Here is a 20,160-nt window from a genome sequence, read left to right as displayed (position 1 = left end):
AACCGCGGACACAGGCATCGCGCGCATGACGACCGGCACTGACGACCGGCCGCGCGACGATCGCGACCCGACCGGCAACGGCCACCGAGGCGATGCCCGCGACGGCCGTGAGCGCGACGCGCGCGGCCTGCGCGTGCGCATCGCGGTCGAGCTGTGGCGCGCGATCTGGCATTACCGCGGGCGCGTGCTGGCGGCGATCGTGCTGCTCGTGCTCGCGAAGGCGGCGGCCGTCTCGGTGCCGCTGCTGCTGAAGGACATCGTCGACGGATTCGGCCGTGCGGCGGGCCAGCCGATCGCGCTGCCGGTCCTGCTGCTGTTCGCGTATGCGGTCGTGCGCTTCGCGGCGAACGCACTGAACGAAGTGCGCGACATGACCTTCGTGCAGGTCACGCAGCACACCGTCGCGTCGTTTACGGTCCGCACGTTCGGTCACCTGCACCGGCTCGGCGCGCGCTTTCATTCGCAGCGCGAAACAGGCGCCGTCGTGCGCGACCTCGAGAAAGGCACGGCCGGCATCGGCTACCTGCTCGGCGTCGCGGTATTTACCGTCGTGCCGACCGCGATCGAGATCGGCTCGGTGCTGGTGATCGTGATCGGCAAGTACGGCGGCGGCTTCACCGCGATCATCCTCGTCACGTTCACCGTCTATGCGGCATACACGGCCGTCTTCACGCGCCGGCGGATCCGCTACCAGCGTCGCGTGAACGCACTCGAGGTCGAATCGAACGCGCGCGTGGTCGACAGCCTGCTCAACGTCGATACCGTCAAGTACTTCGCGCGCGAGGACGTCGAGCGCGACCGGCTCGAACGCGTGCTCGACGCATGGCGCGAGGCCGGCATCGACAACCAGTACGCGCTGTCGACGCTGCACATCGGGCAGAGCGCGTGCATCGGCGCGGGCATCGCGGCGGTGATGCTGCTCGCCGGCCAGCATGTCGCGCGCGGCACGATGACGATCGGCGATCTCGTGCTGATCAACGCGTACATCATCCAGATCAGCCTGCCGCTGAACGCGCTCGGCTTCGTGTTCCGCGAAGCGAACGATGCGATGACGAACGTCGAGCGACTGTTCGGGCTGCTCGACGCACGCGGCAAGCCGGGCGAGGAGGGCGACGTGCCGGGTGCGCAGCCGCTCGTGGTGCGCGGCGGCGCGATCGCGTTCGAGCATGTCGACTTCGGCTACGAGCCGAGCCGGCAGATTCTGTGGGACGTGTCGTTTCGCGTCGAGCCCGGGCAATCGGTGGCGGTGGTCGGCGGCAGCGGCTCGGGCAAGTCGACGCTCGCGCGGCTGCTGTTCCGGCTGTACCAGCCCGATGCGGGGACGATCCGCATCGACGGCCAGGACCTGCGCCTCGTGACCGCGCGCAGCCTGCGCGACGCGCTCGGCATCGTGCCGCAGGACACGATCCTCTTCAACGACACGCTGGCCTACAACATCGCGTACGGCAAGCGCGACGCGACGCGCGGCGACGTGATCGCGGCCGCGCGCGGCGCGCAGCTCGACGCGTTCATCGAGCGGCTGCCCGACGCGTATGACACGCGGGTCGGCGAGCGCGGCGTGCGGCTGTCCGGCGGCGAACGGCAGCGTGTCGCGATCGCGCGCGCGCTGCTGAAGGCGCCGCCGATCGTCGTGTTCGACGAGGCGACGTCGGCGCTCGACACGCGCTCGGAGCGCGCAATCCAGCAGGAGCTGGCCCGCATCGCGCGCCACCGCACGAGTCTCGTCATCGCGCACCGGCTGTCGACGGTCGTCGACGCGGACCGGATTCTCGTGATGGAGCACGGCCGGCTCGTCGAGCAGGGCACGCACGACGAACTGCTGGCGAGCGATGGCGTATACGCGCAGATGTGGTCGCTGCAGGCGAAGCAGCGTGAACTCGAACGCACGGAGGCGACGTTTGCGCGGCAGCCGGTGCGGATCAATCCGCTGGTGGCGCAGGTGCTCGACGCGCTGGCGGATGCCGCCGCGCGCCGCGGCGTGCCGGTGTTCCGCGAGCTGTCGAGCGAGGATCTGGTCGTCAAGGCCGATCCGGCCGCGCTGCGGCGCTTCGTGTGGGCGCTGTGCCGCGCCGGGATCGATGCGAGCGGCGGCGGGCAGATCGAGGTGCGGACCGCACGGCACGACCCCGAGGCGCGGATCACGATCACGTGCGCGGGCGTCGAGGTGCCGGAATTGTCGTTCGTCGATCTCGAACAGCTGCAAAGCGCGATAGAGGACGCGGGCGGCTACGTCGTGCGGGAGCGCGGCGACATCGGCGTGACGCTGCACTTGTCGCTACCGATGTGCGCGGTTGCACCGGCGTCGATGCAACCGACCGCCGCCGCACCGGATCTTGGGCCGGAGGCCGTTGCGACCGCGGACGCGAAACCGCTCGACGGCCTGCGAATCGCATGCGTCGACGATCACGACGAGGCCCGCGAAGCGCTTGCCGCGCTACTGAAGGTCGCCGGCGCGGACGTGCGCGTGTTCGCGTCCGGCCAGGCATTGCTCGACGAGCTGTGGCGCGCGCGTCGCGCGGACTGGCCGGCGCTCCTGGTGTGCGACATCGACCTCGGCGATGACGAGGAAGACGGCTACACGGTCATGCGCCGCGTGCGCCAGCTCGATGCCGAGCGCGGGCGCGACGGCCGCGCGCCGCTCGAAGCGATTGCATTGTCAGGCCATGCGCGCGAGCGTGACCGCACGCGCGCGGTCGAAGCGGGTTTCCATGCATATCTGACCAAGCCCGCGGCAGCGGCCGACCTGATCGCGACGCTGCGTGCGCTCGCGTTTTCCTCTGGAGATATCCATGCCGAACCTTCCGAACCCGGCGACATCCGAAGCCCTGACCGAGCGTCGCGCCGGTAGCGCGTTCGCCAATCGCCAGGCCGCGGTCGCGGCCGTCGAACTGCTGTTGCCGACGTTGTCGGCCGCGCTGGAGAGCGACTTCGTCGGCGACAGCGGTTGCCTGCACATCGTGATCATGGATCCGGCGCTCGGGCCGCGCGACGCGGCGTTCGAGGACGCGATCCTCTATGAGTTCTCGCTGCCCGACCCGAAGGACTGGGACGCCGACTATCGCGCCTATGCGCGCGCGAAGGCGCGACTGTCGTGGGAAACCGGCCGCGACGGTCACGTCGTGCAGGCGCTGGAGCCGTACCGGCTGCGGGCGGGCGACACGAACCTGTGGGGCGGCGTCGCGCAGCACGGGATCGTGGTCGGCGTGTCGGGCGCGCAGCCGTGGTTCGACGAGGCGTTCGCGGGCTGCATCGCGCACTGCCTGCGCGCGCTCGCGAAGCACCGCGCGCAGGCGACGCCAGACGGGCTCGCGATCTGAGCGCCGCAGGCCGCGCCGGTTTTTACAGCAGCTTATAAAAAAGCCCGTCGGCGGGCGCGGCGGCCCGATGCGGCGCGGGCGTGCGCAGTCTGGCACGGTTCTCGCTGTACCTCCTGCACCGGCGCTTGTCGCGGCAAGCGTCACGGCCACGATTCTTCGAACACTCGCAGGAGGTGCATGTTGAACGCGACTCACGATCCAGCCCGAACGCCGCTCGCCGGCCGCACCGCGCTCGTGACGGGCGGCGGCCGCGGCCTGGGCGAAGCCATCTGCGAGGAACTCGCGCAACATGGCGCGCACGTGATCGTCGCCGATCTCGACGGCGATCGCGCGGCGGCCGTCGCGCAGCGCCTCGAGCGGCATGGCGGCCAGGCGGTCGGAAGGCCGCTCGACGTGCGTGACGAGGCGTCGGTGCTGCAGGTCGTGCACGACGCGCGCGAGGCGCTCGGCGATCTCGACGTGATCGTCAACAACGCGGCGATCGACGTGACCGCGCCGATCGACGACGTCAGCGTCGCCGCCTGGCAACAGGTGCTGATGACCAACCTGTTCGGCCCGTACCTGATGTGCCACGCGGTCGTGCCGATGATGAAGGCGCGCGGCGCGGGGCACATCGTCAACATCGCGTCCACCGCATCGAAACGCGCATGGCCGAATGCGTCCGCGTATCACGCGACGAAGTGGGGGCTGCTCGGGCTGTCGCATGCGCTGCATGCGGAGTTGCGGCCGGCCGGCGTGAGCGTGTCCGCGATCGTCGCGGGGGGGATGCGCACGCCGTTCCTGCTCGACCGCTTCCCCGACATCGACGAGGACACGCTCCAGCCGCCGGAGCACGTCGCGGCCGCCGTGCGGTTCGTGCTGACGCAGCCGCCGGGCACCGTCGTGCCGGAACTGATGGTGTTGCCGATGAAGGAGACGTCATGGCCCTGAGGCGTGAGCGACGGCTACCCGGCGCGGTGCTGCTCGACAAGGACGGCACGCTGCTGGAGAACGTGCCGTACAACGTCGACCCCGCGCGGATGCGGCTCGCGCCGGGCGCCGCGCGCGCGTTGCGCACGCTCGGCGCGACGGGCATGCCGATCGCGGTCGTGTCGAACCAGCCGGGCGTCGCGCTCGGCTACTTTGACGAATCGAAGCTTGGCGCGGTCCGTCAGCGTCTCGCCGAATTGTTCGAAGCGAACGGCGCGACGCTGGCGGATTTTTTTTATTGCCCGCATCACCCGGCCGGCAGCGTGCCGCGCTACACGTGCGACTGCGTCTGCCGCAAGCCGCGCCCCGCGATGGTGCGCCGCGCGATCGCCACGTTCGGCGCGGTCGCGGAATGGAGCTGGATGATCGGCGACATTCTCGACGACGTCGAGGCCGGCCGCGCCGCGCGCTGCAGCACGATACTCGTCGACTGCGGCAACGAGACCGAATGGCGGCTCGATGCCGCGCGCACGCCGCACCATGTGGTCGACCGTCTCGATCTCGCCGCCGACATCGTCGTACGCGAGGCCGTGCGCCGTCACGGCTCGTGGGTGCGGCGATGAGCGCCGCCTGGGAGCGCGCCCGACGCATCCTGTGCGTGCGGCTCGACAGCCTCGGCGACGTGCTGATGACGACGCCCGCACTGCGCGCGCTGAAGGAGAGCGGGCATGGCCGCCGGCTCACGCTGCTGACGTCGCGTACCGGCGCCGCGCTGACGAAACACCTGCCGATGGTCGACGACGTGTGGACGTATGACGCGCCATGGGTCAAACATCCGGACGCGCACGGCGATCCGGTGACCGATCTCGACATGATCGACCGGCTGCTGGCCGGCCGCTTCGACGCGGCGGCGATCTTCACCGTGTACAGCCAGAGCCCGCTGCCCGCCGCGATGATGTGCTGGCTCGCCGGCATCCCGCTGAGGCTCGCGCATTGCCGCGAGAATCCGTACGAACTACTGACCGATCGCGTGCCCGAAACCGAGCCGGATTCCCACGTGCGCCACGAGGTCGCGCGCCAGCTTGCGCTGGTGCGCGCCGTCGGCGCGAAAACCTCCGACTGGAGGATGGCGTTCGAGCCGGGCGATGCGGCGCGACGCGCGTTGCACCAGCGGTTGCGCGCCGCGTTGCAGCGGATCGGCGGTCCGCGCCGGCCGGGCCCGTCGCGCGCGCGCTGGCTGGTCGTGCATCCGGGCGCGAGCGCGGCGTCGCGCCGCTGGCCCGCCGAGCGCTTCGGCGCCGCGGCCGCGCGGCTTGCGCCGCTGTTCGACGGCATCGCGGTGACAGGCAGCGCCGACGAGCGTGAGCTCGTCGATGCCGTGTGCGAACGCGCGGGACCGCGCGCCGTGGCGCTCGCGGGCACGCTGCCGCTCGGCGAACTCGGCGCGCTGATCGAGACGGCGGACCTCCTCCTGTCGAACAACAGCGGCCCGGTGCATCTCGCGGCCGCGCTCGGCACGCCGGTCGTCGACCTGTACGCGCTGACCAATCCGCAGCACACGCCATGGCGTGTGCCGCACCGCGCGTTGAACGTCGACGTGCCGTGCCGCAACTGCTACCGCAGCGTATGCGATCAGCCCGGCCATCCGTGCCTGCTCGGCGTGAGCGTCGACGACGTCGTCGAGGCGACCCACGCGCTGTTGCGCGGCAGCGTGCGCCATGCGCAACGTGCGGCCGCGCTGGCCGCCGTGCGCGGTGCCGAGCCGGCTGCGGCGAACGCGTCGAACGTGATTCCGTTCGCGCACGTCACCACGAGGAACTGACGCATGCCCGCTCCGACCTATACGCTCGGCATCAACGCCGCCTTTCACGACAGCGCCGCCTGCCTCGTTCGCGACGGCATGGTGATCGCGGCGGCCGAGGAAGAACGCTTCACGCACGTGAAGCACGCGAAGCGGCCGGTGCCGTTCTCGACGTGGGAGCTGCCGTATCACGCGATCGATTACTGTCTCGCGGAAGCGGACATCGCGCTCGCGGATGTCGACCACGTCGCGTATTCGTACGATCCGTGGCTCGAGCTCGATCGTCATGGCACCGAGACGGCGCTGACGCTGCCGCTTGCGCCGTCCGCGCATGCGCCGCGCGCCGACGGCGTGTCGCCGTGGCATCCGTTGTTCCTGTCGTCGATCGTGAACGCGCCGCGTCAGCTCGCCGGCGGCGCGCCGCACCACCTGCAGCGACGGTTTCGCGGCGTCGCGCACGACGGGCCGTTCCGCTGGCACTTCATCGAGCATCATCTCGCGCACGAGGCCAGCGCGTTTCTCGCGGCGCCGTACGAGCATTGCGCGGTGATGACGATGGACGGGCGCGGCGAACGCGCGACGACGAGCTACGGCGCGTTCGACGGCCAGTCGTACCGGCGGCTCGGTCAGGTCAATCTGCCGCATTCGCTCGGCCTGCTGTACGAGCGCGTGACGCGCTACCTCGGCTTCCTGCATTCGTCCGACGAGTACAAGGTGATGGCGCTCGCGTCGTACGGCAAGCCGGTGTTCGCCGACGAGATGCGCAAGCTGGTGAGCTACCGCGGCGACGGACGCTACGAAATCGTCGATGCCGATCTCGTCGCGCTGTTCGGCGCATCGCGCGAGCGCGGCGGACCGATCGAACCGCATCATTGCGACATCGCGCACGCGCTGCAGCTGGTGCTCGAGGAGACGACGCTGCAGGCGGTCGACTGGCTCGCCGCCGAGACCGGCGAGCGGCAGCTCGCGATGGCGGGCGGCGTCGCGCTGAATTGCGTGATGAACGCGAAGATTCGCGATCGCGGCCCGTTCGACGACGTATGGGTGCAACCGGCCGCCGGCGACGCGGGCACCGCGCTCGGCGCCGCGCTGTGGACCGACTTCCGGATGCGCGGGATGCGCGGCGAGTGGCGGATGGATCACGCGTATCTCGGGCCGTCGTACAGCGACGACGCGATCGAGGCCTTTCTGACGGACGCGCAACTGCCGTATCGGCGGCTCGCGGACGTCGCCGCCCAAACCGCCGCGCTGCTCGCGGCGAACCGTGTGATCGGCTGGTTCCAGGGCCGCATGGAGTTCGGGCCGCGCGCGCTCGGCGCCCGCTCGATTCTCGCGTCGCCGATCGATCCGGGCATGCAGCGCAAGCTGAACCGGATCAAGGATCGCGAGGACTTCCGGCCGGTCGCGCCGGTCGTGCTCGAAAGCAAGGCGCATCAGTGGTTCAACGGCGGCCGGCGCCTGCCGCTGCGCGCGCCGTTCATGCTGTTCGTGTACGACGTTGCGCCGGGGGCGGAAGCGACGATTCCGGCGGTGCGCCACATCGACGGCACCGCGCGCGTGCAGACCGTCGATGAAGACCAGCATCCGCTGCTGCATGCGCTGTTGACCGAGTTCGACGCGCTGACCGGCGTGCCGGTGCTCGTCAACACGTCGTTCAACACGCGCGGCGAGCCGATCGTCTGTTCGCCGCGCGACGCGATCGAGTGCTTCTGGACCTCGCCGCTCGACGCGCTCGTGATCGGCTCGTTCCTGCTGGAGAAGCAGAGATGAACATGCGCGACGTGCAACTGCCGCCGGTCGTGTCGGTCGTCGTGCCGACGTATCGGCGGCCCGACCTGCTCGAGCGCTGCCTTGAAGCGCTGTGCGTGCAGGTGTTCGATCCGACCACCTACGAGATCGTCGTCGTCGACGACGACCCGGCCGGCAGCGCATGGGAGACCGTCGACGCATGCCGCGCACGCGTGAACGACGTGCCGGTGATCCGTTACATGACCGCGCCCGATACGCAGGGGCCGGCGGGCGCGCGCAACATCGGCTGGCGCAGCGCGCGCGGCGCGCTGATCGCGTTCACCGACGACGACACGATTCCCGATCCGACCTGGCTGCGTCATGGCGCGGCCGCGCTGCTCGCCGAACCGGCGGCGGTGGCCGCGGCGGGGCGGATCGACGTGCCGCTGCGCGCGCGTCCGACCGACTACGAGCGCGACGCGGCCGGCCTCGCGCATGCGGAATTCGCGACGGCGAACTGCTTCGTGCGGCGCACGGCGCTCGAGTGCGTTGGCGGGTTCGACGAGCGCTTCACGCGCGCATGGCGCGAAGACGCCGACCTGATGTTCGCGCTGCGCGAGCACGCGGGACCGATCGTCGGCGTCGACGCCGCGCGGATCGTGCATCCGGTGCGCCCCGCACGCTGGGGCGCGAGCATCGGCCAGCAATCGAAGGTGTATTTCGACGCGCTGCTGTACAAGAAGCATCGCGCGACCTACCGGCGTCATATCCGTGCGATGCCGCCTTGGAATTACTATGCGGCCGTGCTGTTCGTGCTCGGCGCGATCGGCTGCTTCGCGGCCGGATGGCGCGCGCCGGGCATTGCGTGCGCGGTGGCCTGGGCCGTGATCACGGCCGCGTTCTGCGTAAAGCGGCTGCGCGGCACGCGGCTCACGCCGTCGCACGTCGCCGAGATGATCGTCACGTCGATCGCGATCCCGCCCGTGTCGCTGTATTGGCGCGTGCGCGGCGCACTTCACTTCCGGGTGTTTTTCCTATGATGCTCGAATCCGTTTCATCGTCCGGTCCGGCACGCATCGCGGTATTCCGCGCGCTGCAGCTCGGCGACATGCTGTGCGCGGTGCCGGCGCTGCGCGCGCTGCGGCGCGGCGAGCCGCACGCGCGCATCACGCTGATCGGCTTGCCGTGGGCGCGCGAGTTCGCGTCGCGCTTCTCCGATTACGTCGACAACTTCATCGCGTTTCCCGGCGCGCCGGGCCTGGGCGAGCAGCCGGACGCCGAGCCGGCCGCGCGCGAGGCGTTCGTCGCGGAATGCCGTGCGCGCGACTTCGATCTGGCGATCCAGTTGCACGGCAGCGGCGCGCAGACCAACGCGATCGTCGCGTCGCTCGGCGCGACGCGCACCGCCGGCTTCGTGCCGCCCGACGGCGGCACGACCGCGCTCGACTGCTCGGTCGTCTGGCGCGACGGCGAACCCGAGGTCACGCGCTACCTGGCGCTGACGCGCAAGCTCGGTTATCCGGACTGGGGCGATTACCTGGAATTCCCGCTCGGCGGCCTCGACTACGCGCTATGGCATGTGCTGTGCGACGAACATGCGCTCGATCCGGGCCGCTACGTGATCGTTCATCCGGGCGCGCGGATGGCGTCGCGGCGCTGGCCGGTCGAGCGCTTCGCGAGCGTGGCACGGCAGCTCGCGGACGACGGCTGGCAGATCGTGCTGACCGGCACGCGCGCGGAACTTGCGCTGGCCGGTGCGTTCGTCGAACATCTCGCGCGGCCGTGCGTGAACCTGTGCGGGCGCACGCCGCTCGGCGCGCTGGCCGCGCTGGTCGGCCGCGCGCGTCTCGTGCTGTGCAACGACACGGGCGTGTCGCATGTCGCGGCGGCGTTCGGCACGCCGAGCATCGTCGTCGCCTGCGGCAGCGATACGGGACGCTGGGCGCCGCTCGACGCGGAACGCCATCGCGTGCTCGCGAACTATCCGGCCTGCCGGCCGTGCATGTTCGACACGTGCCCGTACGGGCACGAGTGCGCGACGGCGATCGGCGTCGACGACGTGATGGAACGAGCGGGCGAACTGCTCGCGGAGGAGAGACGTCATGTCACGTAAGCGGTTGCGCGTGCTCACCTGGCACGTGCATGGCAACTATCTGTATTACCTGTCGCAGGCGCCGCACGATTTCTACATCGTGACGAAGCCGCAGCATCCGCCGGGTTACGCGGGGCGGGTCGGGCACCTGCCGTGGGGCGACAACGTGTATGAGGTGCCCGTCGAGTGCGTGCGCGACACCGAGTTCGACTGCGTGCTGTACCAGCATCACAATCACTACGCGCACGACCGGTTGCGGCTCCTGAGCGACGCGCAGCGTGCGTTGCCGGCGCTGTTCGTCGAACACGATCCGCCGCGCGAGCATCCGACCGACACGCTGCACCCGGTGCAGGACCCGAACGTGTTGCTGGTGCACGTGACGCCGTTCAACGCGCTGATGTGGGACAGCGGCGTCACGCCGACGCGCGTGATCGAACATGGCGTGCTGATTCCGGACGGTGTCGAGTATCGGGGCACGCTGCCGAAGGGCGTGACGGTCGTGAACAACATCGCGCGGCGCGGGCGGCGTCTCGGCGCGGACCTGTTCGAGTCCGTGCGTCACAGCGTGCCGCTCGATCTGGTGGGCATGGGCTCGACCGTGCTCGGCGGCATCGGCGAGGTGCCGAACCCGGCGCTGCCGCAATTCCTGTCGCACTACCGGTTCTTCTTCAATCCGATCCGCTACACGAGCCTCGGGCTCGCGGTGATCGAGGCGATGATGATCGGGCTGCCGATCGTTGCGCTCGCAACGACGGAGATGGCGCAGCTCGTCAAGAGCGGCAGCAACGGCGTCGCCGATACGCGGCCGGAGGTATTGATCGACGCGATGCGCATGCTGATCCGCGATCCGGATCTCGCGCGCGAGTGGGGCGCGGCCGCGAAGCGCGATGCGTGCGAGCGGTTCGGGATCGAGCGGTTCGTGCGTGAGTGGGATAGCGCGTTGTGCGACGTCGCGTCGTGAGCGGTTCAGCCGCCGGGGCGGTGTGCTTACGGGTTCGTTGCATTCGGTGGCGTGCCCGCGCTCGCGGTGCCGCCGGCGCCACTTGTACCACTTGCACCACTTGCGCTGCTCGTACCCGACGCCGGCGCTGCCGCGCCGTTCGCCGCGTTGCGCTCGTGTTCGGACAATAGCGCGAGGCGGTTGTACAGCGTCTTCAGGCTGATGCCGAGGGCCTTCGCGGTGCGCGGCTTGTCGCCGTTGAAATGACGCAGCGACGCGACGATGAAGCGCTGCTGCGTATGCGCGAGCGTCGTGCCGATATGCAGCGTCATCGCGTTGTGCCGAACTTCGTCGCGCGGCAGTTGCCGACGCGGCAACTGCAGTTCGATCTGTTCGTCCGCGAGGATGAACGCGCGCTCCAGCGCGTTGCGCAGCTCGCGCACGTTGCCGGGCCACGTGTACGCGCGCAGCGCCTTCATCGCCTGCATCGACAGCCGCTTGCGCGTGCGGTGCCGGGCGTTCAGCCGGTCGACGATCTGCAGCGCGATGTCGCCGACGTCGTCCTCGCGCTGCCGCAGCGCGGGCACGTGCAGCGCGATCGTCGCGATCCGGTAGAAGAGATCCTCGCGCAGCCGGCCGCTGCGCACGGCCTCCACGGGGTCGTGATGGGTGGCCGCGACGATCCGCACGTCGAGCGGAATCGCTTCGTGACCGCCGACGCGCATGATCGTGTTCGACTCGAGCGTGCGCAGCAATTTCACCTGCAATTCCGCCGGCATTTCCGCGATTTCGTCGAGAAACAGCGTCCCGCCGCGCGCGGCTTCGAACATGCCCACATGTTGTGCAACGGCGCCGGTGAAGCTGCCTTTTTCATGTCCGAACAAATGGGACTCCGCGATGTCCTTCGGGATCGCCCCGCAATTGACGGGCACGAACGGCCCGCGCCGGCGCGGGCTCATGTCGTGGATGAGCCGCGCGACGATGTCCTTGCCGGCGCCGCTTTCGCCGACCACCAGCACGCTGACGCGCGTAGCGGCGACGCGCGATACCTTTAGCAGCAGATTCTGGATCGTTTGCGAGCGGCCGAACAATCGCGTGCCGTCATCGTCGGATTTCGACATGAGTGATATCGCGTTGGGAAGTATTGACCGAAATCGTCGAGGGCTGGATGAAAAAATGACCGTCATGCGTCGTTTTTTTCATGTGGAAATCATACCTTTTATGCTGGAATTGCCGGATTGAATCTGGCAATGCCACCGTGGTCGAGGGATAGATTTATTCGATGAGCGGCGATCGCGCGACGTGCTTCTTCTATACTGCTAAGCACTCGTTTGTCATTGCAGGACAGCTAGTCTGCTCATTCGTGTGCAGTGCGGACGTGGCGCCAGGTGCCGGCGTCGTACCCCCCATTGCACGCCCGACGCGGTTTCGGCCGATGCCTGGCGCCGGAGCCGCACTACCAGGAGCTTCGATGCCTTATGTCCTGATCGTCGAAGACGATGCCGATACGCGCACGATGCTCGCGACGCTCGCACAGGCGCAGCAACTCGCCTGCGACACGGCCGCGACGCTCGAAGAAGCGCGCACGCTCGTTTCAACGCATACCCCAGATCTCGTGCTGTGCGATCTCGTGCTGCCGGACGGCAACGGGATGGATCTGTTCGACGCATTGCCCAAGCACGCGCATTGCGAAATGGTGCTGACCACCGGTCACGCAAGCCTCGAAACCGCGATCGACGCATTGCGGCGCGGTGCGACCGACTATCTGGTGAAACCGCTCAACATGCAGCGGCTGAACAGCATCTTCGCGCGCGTGCCGCGCACCACCGCCCTGCACGAGGAAATCGCCGAACTGCGCTCCGAGCTGAAGCGTCTCGGCCGCTTCGGCCGGATGCTCGGCAGCTCGCCCGCGATGCAGGCCGTCTACGATGCGATCGGCCGCGTCGCGCGAACCGAAGCGTCGGTGCTGCTCACCGGCGAGTCGGGCACGGGCAAGGAGCTCGCCGCACAGACGGTTCACGATTTGAGCCTGCGCCGGCGCGGCCCGTTCCTCGCGGTGAACTGCGGCGCGATCGCGGCGAACCTCGTCGAGAGCGAGATGTTCGGCCACGACCGCGGCAGCTTCACCGGCGCCGAGCGGCAGCACAAGGGCTTCTTCGAACGCGCGGACGGCGGCACGCTGTTCCTCGACGAAATCACCGAGATGCCGGTCGAATCGCAGGTCAAGCTGCTGCGCGTGCTGGAAACCGGGCGGCTCACGCGGCTCGGCTCGACGCGCGAGATCGACGTCGACGTGCGCATCGTCGCGGCCACCAACCGCGATCCGGAAGGCGCGATGGCGGACGGCAAGCTGCGGCCCGACCTCTATCACCGGATCAACGTTTTCCCGATCCCGCTGCCGTCGCTGAGCGAGCGCGGCGACGACATCCCGATGCTCGCCGATGCGTTCCTGCAGCGCTACAACGAGGAAAGCGGCCGCAACCTGCGCTTCGCGCCGGCCGCGCGCGAAGCGCTGAAGACTTACGCGTGGCCCGGCAATGTGCGCGAGCTGCGCAACTTCGTGCAGCGCGCGAGCATCTTCAGCGACGCGGACGTGATCGACACGCTGCCGCCGCCGATCATGGAAGAACTGTCGAACATGGTCGACTCGAACGAGGAGCGCGTGACGGTGCCGTTCGGCACGCCGCTCGAGGAAGTCGACCGCAAGCTGATTCTCGGCACGATCGCGCAATGCGGCGGCGTGAAGGCGCAGGCGGCGGAGGTGCTCGACGTCAGCCTGAAGACGATCTACAACCGGCTCGCGCAACTGGAAGACGAAGTGGAGAAACCGGATTCCTGATGTCGTGCCCGACAGGCTCATGCGCGCGCGCCCGCACGGCGGCGCGCATCGTCGTCGAGGCGGCGACGCATGCGCTCGACATGCGGCGGCAGCGCGCGCCGCTCGCGCAAGATCCACGGCACGCCCGCGAACGCGGGCGCGATGCCGCGTTCGCGCCACAGGCGCGGCAGCATGCGCAACGTATGCGCGAGCGCCGCGCCGGCCGGCCACCTGAGCCACGCGGTCCATACCGCGTTGCGTGCGGCGACGCTCGCGCGCGCGTGCACGTCGCGTTGCATCGAAGGGTGATGATGAACCGTCAGATGCGGTGCATAGACGAGCCACGCGCCCGCGCGATACAGGTCGAGCGCGAGCAGCGCTTCCTCGCCGCCGAGGAAGTAGCGCGGATGATATCCGCCCGCGGCGAGGAACGCGTCGCGTCGGAACGCGGTCGCACCGGCCAGCAGCCCGAGGATCGGCCGGCCCGGCAGCGCGACGGGCGCATCGAGCGGGCTGTCGGCCATCAGCCGGCAGGTCGGGTCCTCGCGCTGCTCCGGCCCGACGAGCACGCGCGCGGTGACGGCCGCGACGTGCGGATACGCATCGAGCAGGTTCGCTGCTTCGGCGAGCGAGCCGGGCGCCCACCAGGTGTCGTCGTCGCAGAACGCGACGTGGCGCGTGCGCGCGACGGCCGCGCCGAGGTTGCGGCCGGACGCGCCGAGATTGACCGGTGCATGCACCAGCGTCGCGTGCGGAAAGCGGTTGCGTACGAGCGCCGCGGTTGCATCGTCCGATCCGTTGTCGACGACGACGATCGCCGGCCGGTCGGGCAGGCTGGAGAGTCGTGCGAGCGTGCGCGCGAGTTCCGTCGGGCGCCGCCAGGTCAGCACGACCGCGGTCACGCGCGCTTCGCGTGGCGGCAGCACGACATGCGCGGGCGTTACGCGGACGAGCCGTCGCATTCGAGCCGCCAGTATGTTTCGGGTTCCTGGAGATCGGCACGCATATGAGGCTCGAACAGCGCAATCTGGCTCGCATACGCGTCCACGGCGGCGGCTTTTGCTGCCGCGCCGTCCATACGGCTGCCGGTCGGCGCGCCGACCGGATGGCCGGTCCAGCCGCGTTCGCGCCAGCCGATCACGCGCCTGGCCATCAGCCCGTCGATCCGCCGGTATGGCACGTCCTCGTAGAAGCGCCACACGCGCGATGCATCGCCCGACCGACCGTCGTCGCGCAGCAGCGTCAGCATGGCCTGCTGCACCTGCACGTGATCGCGATGGAACAGGCCGGCCGGCGCGAGCACGCCGAAGCCCGGGTGCGCGTCGATGGCCGCGGCCACGCGCGCGGCGATCGCCGTCGACGCGGCCGGCATGCCGTACTGGTCGTCGAGGAAATCGAGCCACACCGCCTGCGCGTCGAGCGTCTCGAGCGCGTGCCGATCCTCGTCGCGGCGCGCGCGCATGGCTTCGTCCGCCGTGCGGAAACCCGCGCGCCGGTCCCACGGCGGCGCGGCCGTCCCGCGGGCCGGTATCCCCGCGAAGACCGTGACGACGACCGAGCCGGGCGACTGCGCGAGCAATTCGCCGCAACTGAAGACGGCGTCGTCGAGATGCGGCGAGATGGCGAGCCAGCGTGTCGGAATGGTCATGGCGTGAAGGTCTCCCGGGTCGGCGTAAGCGGCCGAGCATGTGACGTGCCCATCCGTTCACGCGTGGCCCGCCGCCGCCGGTTCGCCGGCAGGAGCGTGTCGGATGATTGATTTTGCACGGCCGCCGGCCGGAAATTACGCCACCGCCGTGATGCTCGTCGCGATCGCGACCGTGCTGCAGGCGCTGGCGATCCGCTTCGGCGGCGTCAACCTGTCGCTCGTCCTGTACTACCCGATGCTGGCCGGCGCCGCGTGGGCGACGTCGTTCGTGTTCGGGATCGCGTCGACCGCGGCGAGCGGGCTGCTGGTCTGGACGCTGTTCCTGTCCGATCCCGGCGCGTATACCGAACCGTTGCCGGCCCGCCTCGTGCGGCTCGGCATCTTCTTGCTGGTCGGCGCGCTGGTGTGCGCGGTCGCGGCGATGCTGCGCCACGCGCGCCTCACGAACGAGCTCGCGCGCCAGCGGGAAGCCGACGCGCGGCGGCAGCTCGATGCCGTGCTGCAGGCGCTGCCGCACGGCGTGATCGCGACCGATGCGAAAGGCCGGGTGACTTACCTGAATGCGGCGGCGGCCGAACTGGCCGGCTGCGGCCTGGACGAGGCGGCAGGTCGACCCGTGCGCGACGTGCTGCGCGAGTTCGATCACGACGGCCGGCGCGTGCAGACGACGCCGCTCGACCGTGCGCTCGGCGGCGCGCATGCGTTGTCCGACCGGCACTGGCTGCACGGCGCCGACGACAGCCGGCCGGTGCCGATCGTCGAGGCGGCGTCGCCGATCGCCGATGCGGACGGCAACATCGACGGCGCGGTGCTGCTGTTGCGCGATGGCGGCATGGCGCGCGTGCTCGCCGACAAGTCGCGGCTGCAGCTCGCGGTCGTCGAGGCATCGCCGGACGCGATCGTCGGGATCGACGGCCATGGCCGCATCGTGAGCTGGAACCCGGCCGCGCAGCGGATCTTCGGGTACGACGAGGACGACGCGTGCGGGCGGCCGCTCGAAGCGCTGGTCGCGATGCGCTGGCTGGCGCGCAACCCGCTGGCCGAGACGTTCGACGCGTTGCGCGAACCGGTCGGCCCGCTCGAGCTGCTGTGCGTGCGCCGCGACGGCCGGCGCTTTCGCGCGACGGTATCCGCATGCCCGGTGAAAGGCGACGCGCGCAGCTGCGTCGCGCTGTCGCTGACGCTGCGCGAGACCGGCGCGCAGCGCCGCCGCGACCTGCGCGCGCACCGTTCGCTGCAAGGCGCGCGCGACGCGCGCGATCAGGCCGACACGTCGAACCGTCTGAAGGACGAACTGCTCGCGACCGTATCGCACGAACTGCGCACGCCGCTGAACGTGATCTACGGCTGGGTCGAGGTGCTGCGCAATTCGCGCGACGACGCGTTGCAGCAGCAGGCGATCGACGCGATCGACCGCAGCGCGCGTTCGCTCACACGCATGGTCGGCGACATCCTCGACGCATCGTCGCTCGAGACCGGCAAGCTGCGGATCGAGGCGATGCCGGTGGACGTGGTGCGGCTGTTCGCCGATGCGACGAACGCATTCCAGACGGCCGCGTCGTCGGCCGGCATCGCGCTCGGATTCGACTGCGCCGCGCCGGCATGCGTGGTGTCGGGCGACGCCGAGCGCTTGCGGCAAATGCTGTCGAATCTCGTGTCGAACGCGCTGAAGTTCACGCCGGCGGGCGGCACGGTGACGGTCACGCTGTCGCGCGACGCCGCGCACGCGACGCTGACCGTCTCCGACGACGGGCAAGGCATCGCGCCGGAGTTCATCCCGTACGTGTTCGACATGTTCCGCCGCGCGGACGATTCGCCCGCGTCGTCGCGGCGCGGGCTCGGGCTCGGCCTTTCGATCGTGCGGCATATCGCCGAGCTGCACGGCGGCACGGTCCGCGTCGAAAGCGCGGGCCGCGATCGCGGCGCCACGTTCACCGTGACGTTGCCGGCCGGCTGGCAGCCGGTGGGGGCAATGGCGTGGGGCGTCGCGCAGCACGACGGGCTGCTCGATCCGCTGATGCTCGACTCGCAGCGCATCCTGATCGTCGACGACGACGCCACCACGCGCGCGAGCCTGACCGCCGCGCTGAGCACGCTCGGCGCGACCGTCGCCATCGCGTCGTCGGGCCGCGACGCGCTTGCGATCGTCGCGGACGTGAAGCCGACCGTCGTGCTGTCCGATCTCGCGATGTCCGACGGCGACGGCTTCTGGCTGCTCGACGCGTTGCGCAGCGGCGCCGCGAACGGCGGCACCCCGCCCGATATGCGCGTGCTCGCCGTGACCGCGCACGCCGGCCTCGCCGACGAGCGCCGCGCGCTCGAAGCGGGCTTCGACGGCTATCTGTGCAAGCCGGTCGACGTTCGCGAGCTGGCGCACAAGATCGCGCGCGTGACGACGCCCGACCGCTGACGTGCGACGGGCACCGGCCGTCGCGCGTCACGCCGTCCCGCTCAGGTCGCCGTCGGCCGGTTCCGTGTGCTGATCTGCGCGAGCATGTGCGATGCGATCTGCGTGCTGCGCACGAGATCGCCCGGCGTGTGATGCACGACCTGCCGATGGATGAAATACCGCGCGGTATGCGCGAGCCCGCTCGCGAGCGGTGTCGTCGCGCGCCAGCCGAGGCGCCGGTGCGCGGCGTCGAGATCGGGCCGCCGCTGGCGCGGATCGTCGGACGGCAGCGGACAGAACTCGATCGCGACCGTCGTGCCGACGATCCTCACGACCTCGCGCGCGATGTCGATCATCGCGATCTCGTCGTCGCTGCCGAGGTTCACGGGCTCGCATGCGTCGCCCGGTTCGTCCATCAACCGGACCAGCGCATCGACCATGTCGTCGACATAGCAGAACGAGCGCGTCTGCTTGCCGTCGCCGTAGACGGTCAGCGGCTCGCCGGCCAGCGCTTGCGTGATGAAGTTGGAGACGACGCGCCCGTCGGCCGGATGCATGCGCGGGCCGTACGTGTTGAAGATCCGCGCGATCCGGACGTCGACGCCGTACTGGCGGTGATAGTCCATGAACAGCGTTTCCGCGCAGCGCTTGCCTTCGTCGTAGCACGCGCGCACGCCGATCGGGTTCACGCGGCCGCAGTAGCGCTCGTCTTGCGGATGCACGTCGGGGTCGCCGTACACTTCGCTCGTCGACGCCTGCAGGATGCGCGCCTTCACGCGCTTCGCGAGGCCGAGCAGGTTGATCGCGCCATGCACGCTGGTCTTGGTCGTCTGCACCGGGTCGCGCTGATAGTGCACGGGCGATGCCGGGCATGCGAGGTTGTAGATTTCGTCGACCTCGACGTACAGCGGAAACGTCACGTCGTGCCGCATCAGCTCGAAGTTCGGCGCATCGAGCAGGTGCGCGATGTTGTCCTTCGTCCCGGTGTAGAAATTGTCGACGCACAGCACGTCGTGTCCGGCCGTCACGAGGCGCTCGCAGAGATGCGAACCGAGAAACCCGGCGCCGCCGGTGACGAGCACCCGTTTGCGATCGTAGCCCTTCATCATGCGTTCTCCTTGCGGTTCGCGAGTACGCCCGGCGTGGTCGCGACGGGCGTTCGGCGGCTGCTGGCCGCCGTGCCGGCGCGTTGCGGATGCGCGACGTCGCGGTAGATGTCGACGAGGCGGTCGGTCACGCCGCGCCACGTATAGAAGCGGTGCGCGCGCAGATAACCGGCCCGGCCGAGCGCATCGCACAGGTCCGGTCGTGCGCGCAGCTGCACGAGACGCTCGGCGAGCGCGGCCGGATCGCGCGGCGGCACCAGGTAGCCGGTCACGCCGTCGTCCACCGTCGTGCGGATGCCGCCGACGTCGCTGCCGATCACCGGCGCGGCACATGCCATCGCCTCGACCGGCGTGATGCCGAACGGCTCGTACCACGGCGTCGTCACGAAAACGTCGGCCGCGCTGTAGTACAGGTGCAGCGTGTCGCGCTCGCGCCGGCCCACGAAGGTCACGTGCTTCGCGATGCCGATGTCGCGCGCGAGCGCGGCAAGGCGTGCGAGTTCCGGATCGCGCGCCGGGTCGGGCGTCGCCTGGCTGCCGCCGACGATGTAGAGCCGCGTCGGCCGGTTCGGGTCACGCGGCATTCGCGCGAGCGCGTCGATCACGGTGTCGATTCCCTTGCGCGGCACCAGCCGCCCGAGCTGCAGCACGACGAATGCATCGTGCGGCCAGCCGAGCCGCGCACGCGCGCCGACACGCGGCACGGGCCGGAATTCCCGCGCATCGAATCCGCAGGGCACGATCTCGATGCGCGCGGCATCGGCGCGGTAGTGCGTGGTGAGGTCGAGCGCATCCTGCGGGCACTCGGCGATCAGCCGGTCCGCGCGGCGCGCGAGCGTATCCTCGATCGTGAAGCGTTCGTCGGGGAAGCCGTCGGCCGCGCCCTGATGCAGCCGGCGCACGCGGCCGAGCGCATGGAACGTCATGACGAGCGGAATCCCGAGACGCTTCTTCACGCGCAACGCGGCCTCGCCCGACATGAAGAAGTTCGCATGCATCACGTCGACCGGGTCGGGCTCGCGCCGCATGCGTGCCGTCATGTAGTCCGCGAACGCGCCCATGTAAGGCAGCAGCCGCTCCTTCGGGATATCGGCGGGCGGCCCGACCGGCACGTGGATCACCCGCATGCGCGGACCGATCCGCACGACTTCCGGCAGGTGCGGATTGTCGCAGCGCGTGTAGACGTCGACGTCGAGGCCGCGCTCCGCCAACTGCTTCGCGACGTTCGCGACGTAGATGTTCTGCCCGCCCGCATCCACGCCGCCGATCACCCCCAGCGGCGACGCATGTTCACTGATCAACGCAATTCTTTGCATGGTGTTGCTCCCGAGGTCGGGGCCGCGCCGGCGAGCCCCGTTGCGTCCCTCTCCGGCAATCGCCATACCCGGCACTTCGCGGGGCGCATGCCCCGC

General features: G+C 69.9%; 17 protein-coding genes. 12 read left to right on the top strand and 5 right to left on the bottom strand.

Annotated features, from left to right (window positions below):
* Positions 1-25: 25 nt before the first annotated feature.
* The 9 genes from ACV22V_RS10755 to ACV22V_RS10715 all read left to right on the top strand — a co-directional run bounded on the left by ACV22V_RS10755 (position 26) and on the right by ACV22V_RS10715 (position 10,808).
* Entirely contained in the window at positions 26-2,848 is a 2,823-nt protein-coding gene (locus ACV22V_RS10755) for an ABC transporter transmembrane domain-containing protein (protein WP_448013781.1), read from the top strand.
* The gene (locus ACV22V_RS10750; RefSeq protein WP_059700794.1) at positions 2,790-3,317 is read left to right on the top strand and encodes a hypothetical protein; all 528 of its coding nucleotides are present in this window, start codon (positions 2,790-2,792) and stop codon (positions 3,315-3,317) included. Before ACV22V_RS10755 ends, ACV22V_RS10750 begins: the two co-directional genes overlap by 59 nt.
* 177 nt (positions 3,318-3,494) lie before the next feature.
* Positions 3,495-4,247 (top strand): SDR family oxidoreductase, encoded by a 753-nt coding sequence (locus ACV22V_RS10745; RefSeq protein WP_156437201.1) that lies wholly within the window; start codon positions 3,495-3,497, stop codon positions 4,245-4,247.
* Positions 4,238-4,849, top strand: a complete 612-nt coding sequence (locus ACV22V_RS10740; protein ID WP_059537084.1) for a D-glycero-alpha-D-manno-heptose-1,7-bisphosphate 7-phosphatase — start codon at positions 4,238-4,240, stop codon at positions 4,847-4,849. Before ACV22V_RS10745 ends, ACV22V_RS10740 begins: the two co-directional genes overlap by 10 nt.
* Positions 4,846-6,048, top strand: coding sequence for a glycosyltransferase family 9 protein (locus ACV22V_RS10735; protein WP_448013780.1), 1,203 nt, complete (start codon positions 4,846-4,848; stop codon positions 6,046-6,048). Before ACV22V_RS10740 ends, ACV22V_RS10735 begins: the two co-directional genes overlap by 4 nt.
* Before the next feature lie 3 nt (positions 6,049-6,051).
* Positions 6,052-7,797, top strand: a complete 1,746-nt coding sequence (locus ACV22V_RS10730) for a carbamoyltransferase family protein (protein WP_448013779.1) — start codon at positions 6,052-6,054, stop codon at positions 7,795-7,797.
* Positions 7,794-8,795 (top strand): glycosyltransferase family 2 protein, encoded by a 1,002-nt coding sequence (locus ACV22V_RS10725; protein ID WP_059537079.1) that lies wholly within the window; start codon positions 7,794-7,796, stop codon positions 8,793-8,795. The genes ACV22V_RS10730 and ACV22V_RS10725 overlap by 4 nt, the downstream gene beginning before the upstream one ends.
* On the top strand, positions 8,792-9,868 hold the full coding sequence (locus ACV22V_RS10720; RefSeq protein ID WP_223963428.1) for a glycosyltransferase family 9 protein: 1,077 nt from the start codon (positions 8,792-8,794) through the stop codon (positions 9,866-9,868). Before ACV22V_RS10725 ends, ACV22V_RS10720 begins: the two co-directional genes overlap by 4 nt.
* Positions 9,858-10,808 (top strand): glycosyltransferase, encoded by a 951-nt coding sequence (locus ACV22V_RS10715; protein WP_448013778.1) that lies wholly within the window; start codon positions 9,858-9,860, stop codon positions 10,806-10,808. The genes ACV22V_RS10720 and ACV22V_RS10715 overlap by 11 nt, the downstream gene beginning before the upstream one ends.
* Before the next feature lie 26 nt (positions 10,809-10,834).
* Here ACV22V_RS10715 and ACV22V_RS10710 read toward each other — a convergent pair whose 3' ends face one another.
* A complete protein-coding gene (locus ACV22V_RS10710; protein ID WP_059692871.1) occupies positions 10,835-11,908 on the bottom strand; it encodes a sigma-54 interaction domain-containing protein in 1,074 nt (357 codons plus the stop codon).
* Between ACV22V_RS10710 and ACV22V_RS10705 the strand changes: the two genes are divergently transcribed.
* Positions 11,907-12,029, top strand: coding sequence for a hypothetical protein (locus ACV22V_RS10705; protein WP_257127630.1), 123 nt, complete (start codon positions 11,907-11,909; stop codon positions 12,027-12,029). The two genes, ACV22V_RS10710 and ACV22V_RS10705, sit on opposite strands and share 2 nt — an antisense overlap.
* Positions 12,030-12,258: 229 nt before the next feature.
* Positions 12,259-13,626 (top strand): sigma-54-dependent transcriptional regulator, encoded by a 1,368-nt coding sequence (locus ACV22V_RS10700; RefSeq protein WP_059693179.1) that lies wholly within the window; start codon positions 12,259-12,261, stop codon positions 13,624-13,626.
* A gap of 17 nt (positions 13,627-13,643) precedes the next feature.
* Here ACV22V_RS10700 and ACV22V_RS10695 read toward each other — a convergent pair whose 3' ends face one another.
* Together ACV22V_RS10695 and ACV22V_RS10690 are read right to left on the bottom strand one after the other, a co-directional pair.
* Entirely contained in the window at positions 13,644-14,567 is a 924-nt protein-coding gene (locus ACV22V_RS10695) for a glycosyltransferase family 2 protein (protein ID WP_448013777.1), read from the bottom strand.
* A complete protein-coding gene (locus ACV22V_RS10690) occupies positions 14,546-15,253 on the bottom strand; it encodes a PIG-L family deacetylase (protein WP_448013776.1) in 708 nt (235 codons plus the stop codon). The genes ACV22V_RS10695 and ACV22V_RS10690 overlap by 22 nt, the downstream gene beginning before the upstream one ends.
* A gap of 103 nt (positions 15,254-15,356) precedes the next feature.
* On the opposite strand from ACV22V_RS10690, the gene ACV22V_RS10685 reads away from it, so the two are divergent.
* Positions 15,357-17,663, top strand: coding sequence for an ATP-binding protein (locus ACV22V_RS10685; protein WP_448013775.1), 2,307 nt, complete (start codon positions 15,357-15,359; stop codon positions 17,661-17,663).
* 41 nt (positions 17,664-17,704) lie between these two features.
* On the opposite strand, the gene ACV22V_RS10680 is transcribed toward ACV22V_RS10685, so the two are convergent.
* Both ACV22V_RS10680 and ACV22V_RS10675 read right to left on the bottom strand, forming a co-directional pair.
* Positions 17,705-18,748, bottom strand: a complete 1,044-nt coding sequence (locus tag ACV22V_RS10680; RefSeq protein WP_059701019.1) for a UDP-glucuronic acid decarboxylase family protein — start codon at positions 18,746-18,748, stop codon at positions 17,705-17,707.
* Entirely contained in the window at positions 18,748-20,064 is a 1,317-nt protein-coding gene (locus ACV22V_RS10675; RefSeq protein ID WP_448013774.1) for a glycosyltransferase family 4 protein, read from the bottom strand. The genes ACV22V_RS10680 and ACV22V_RS10675 overlap by 1 nt, the downstream gene beginning before the upstream one ends.
* Positions 20,065-20,160: the final 96 nt, after the last annotated feature.

It is taken from the genome of Burkholderia sp. AW33-5, from assembly GCF_053427615.1.
The sequence above is the reverse complement of the archived record's forward strand: the minus strand, read 5'-3'. Positions and strand labels throughout refer to the sequence as shown.

Excerpts from the sequence above, each read along its gene's own strand:
- ACV22V_RS10685 (WP_448013775.1), top strand. The coding sequence starts at position 15,357 with ATGATTGATTTTGCACGGCCGCCGGCCGGAAATTACGCCACCGCCGTG.
- ACV22V_RS10700 (WP_059693179.1), top strand. The coding sequence starts at position 12,259 with ATGCCTTATGTCCTGATCGTCGAAGACGATGCCGATACGCGCACGATG.
- ACV22V_RS10725 (WP_059537079.1), top strand. The coding sequence starts at position 7,794 with ATGAACATGCGCGACGTGCAACTGCCGCCGGTCGTGTCGGTCGTCGTG.
- ACV22V_RS10695 (WP_448013777.1), bottom strand. The coding sequence starts at position 14,567 with ATGCGACGGCTCGTCCGCGTAACGCCCGCGCATGTCGTGCTGCCGCCA.
- ACV22V_RS10690 (WP_448013776.1), bottom strand. The coding sequence starts at position 15,253 with ATGACCATTCCGACACGCTGGCTCGCCATCTCGCCGCATCTCGACGAC.
- ACV22V_RS10740 (WP_059537084.1), top strand. The coding sequence starts at position 4,238 with ATGGCCCTGAGGCGTGAGCGACGGCTACCCGGCGCGGTGCTGCTCGAC.
- ACV22V_RS10730 (WP_448013779.1), top strand. The coding sequence starts at position 6,052 with ATGCCCGCTCCGACCTATACGCTCGGCATCAACGCCGCCTTTCACGAC.
- ACV22V_RS10705 (WP_257127630.1), top strand. The coding sequence starts at position 11,907 with ATGAGTGATATCGCGTTGGGAAGTATTGACCGAAATCGTCGAGGGCTG.
- ACV22V_RS10755 (WP_448013781.1), top strand. The coding sequence starts at position 26 with ATGACGACCGGCACTGACGACCGGCCGCGCGACGATCGCGACCCGACC.
- ACV22V_RS10675 (WP_448013774.1), bottom strand. The coding sequence starts at position 20,064 with ATGCAAAGAATTGCGTTGATCAGTGAACATGCGTCGCCGCTGGGGGTG.
- ACV22V_RS10715 (WP_448013778.1), top strand. The coding sequence starts at position 9,858 with ATGTCACGTAAGCGGTTGCGCGTGCTCACCTGGCACGTGCATGGCAAC.
- ACV22V_RS10735 (WP_448013780.1), top strand. The coding sequence starts at position 4,846 with ATGAGCGCCGCCTGGGAGCGCGCCCGACGCATCCTGTGCGTGCGGCTC.
- ACV22V_RS10720 (WP_223963428.1), top strand. The coding sequence starts at position 8,792 with ATGATGCTCGAATCCGTTTCATCGTCCGGTCCGGCACGCATCGCGGTA.
- ACV22V_RS10745 (WP_156437201.1), top strand. The coding sequence starts at position 3,495 with ATGTTGAACGCGACTCACGATCCAGCCCGAACGCCGCTCGCCGGCCGC.
- ACV22V_RS10710 (WP_059692871.1), bottom strand. The coding sequence starts at position 11,908 with ATGTCGAAATCCGACGATGACGGCACGCGATTGTTCGGCCGCTCGCAA.
- ACV22V_RS10750 (WP_059700794.1), top strand. The coding sequence starts at position 2,790 with ATGCCGAACCTTCCGAACCCGGCGACATCCGAAGCCCTGACCGAGCGT.
- ACV22V_RS10680 (WP_059701019.1), bottom strand. The coding sequence starts at position 18,748 with ATGAAGGGCTACGATCGCAAACGGGTGCTCGTCACCGGCGGCGCCGGG.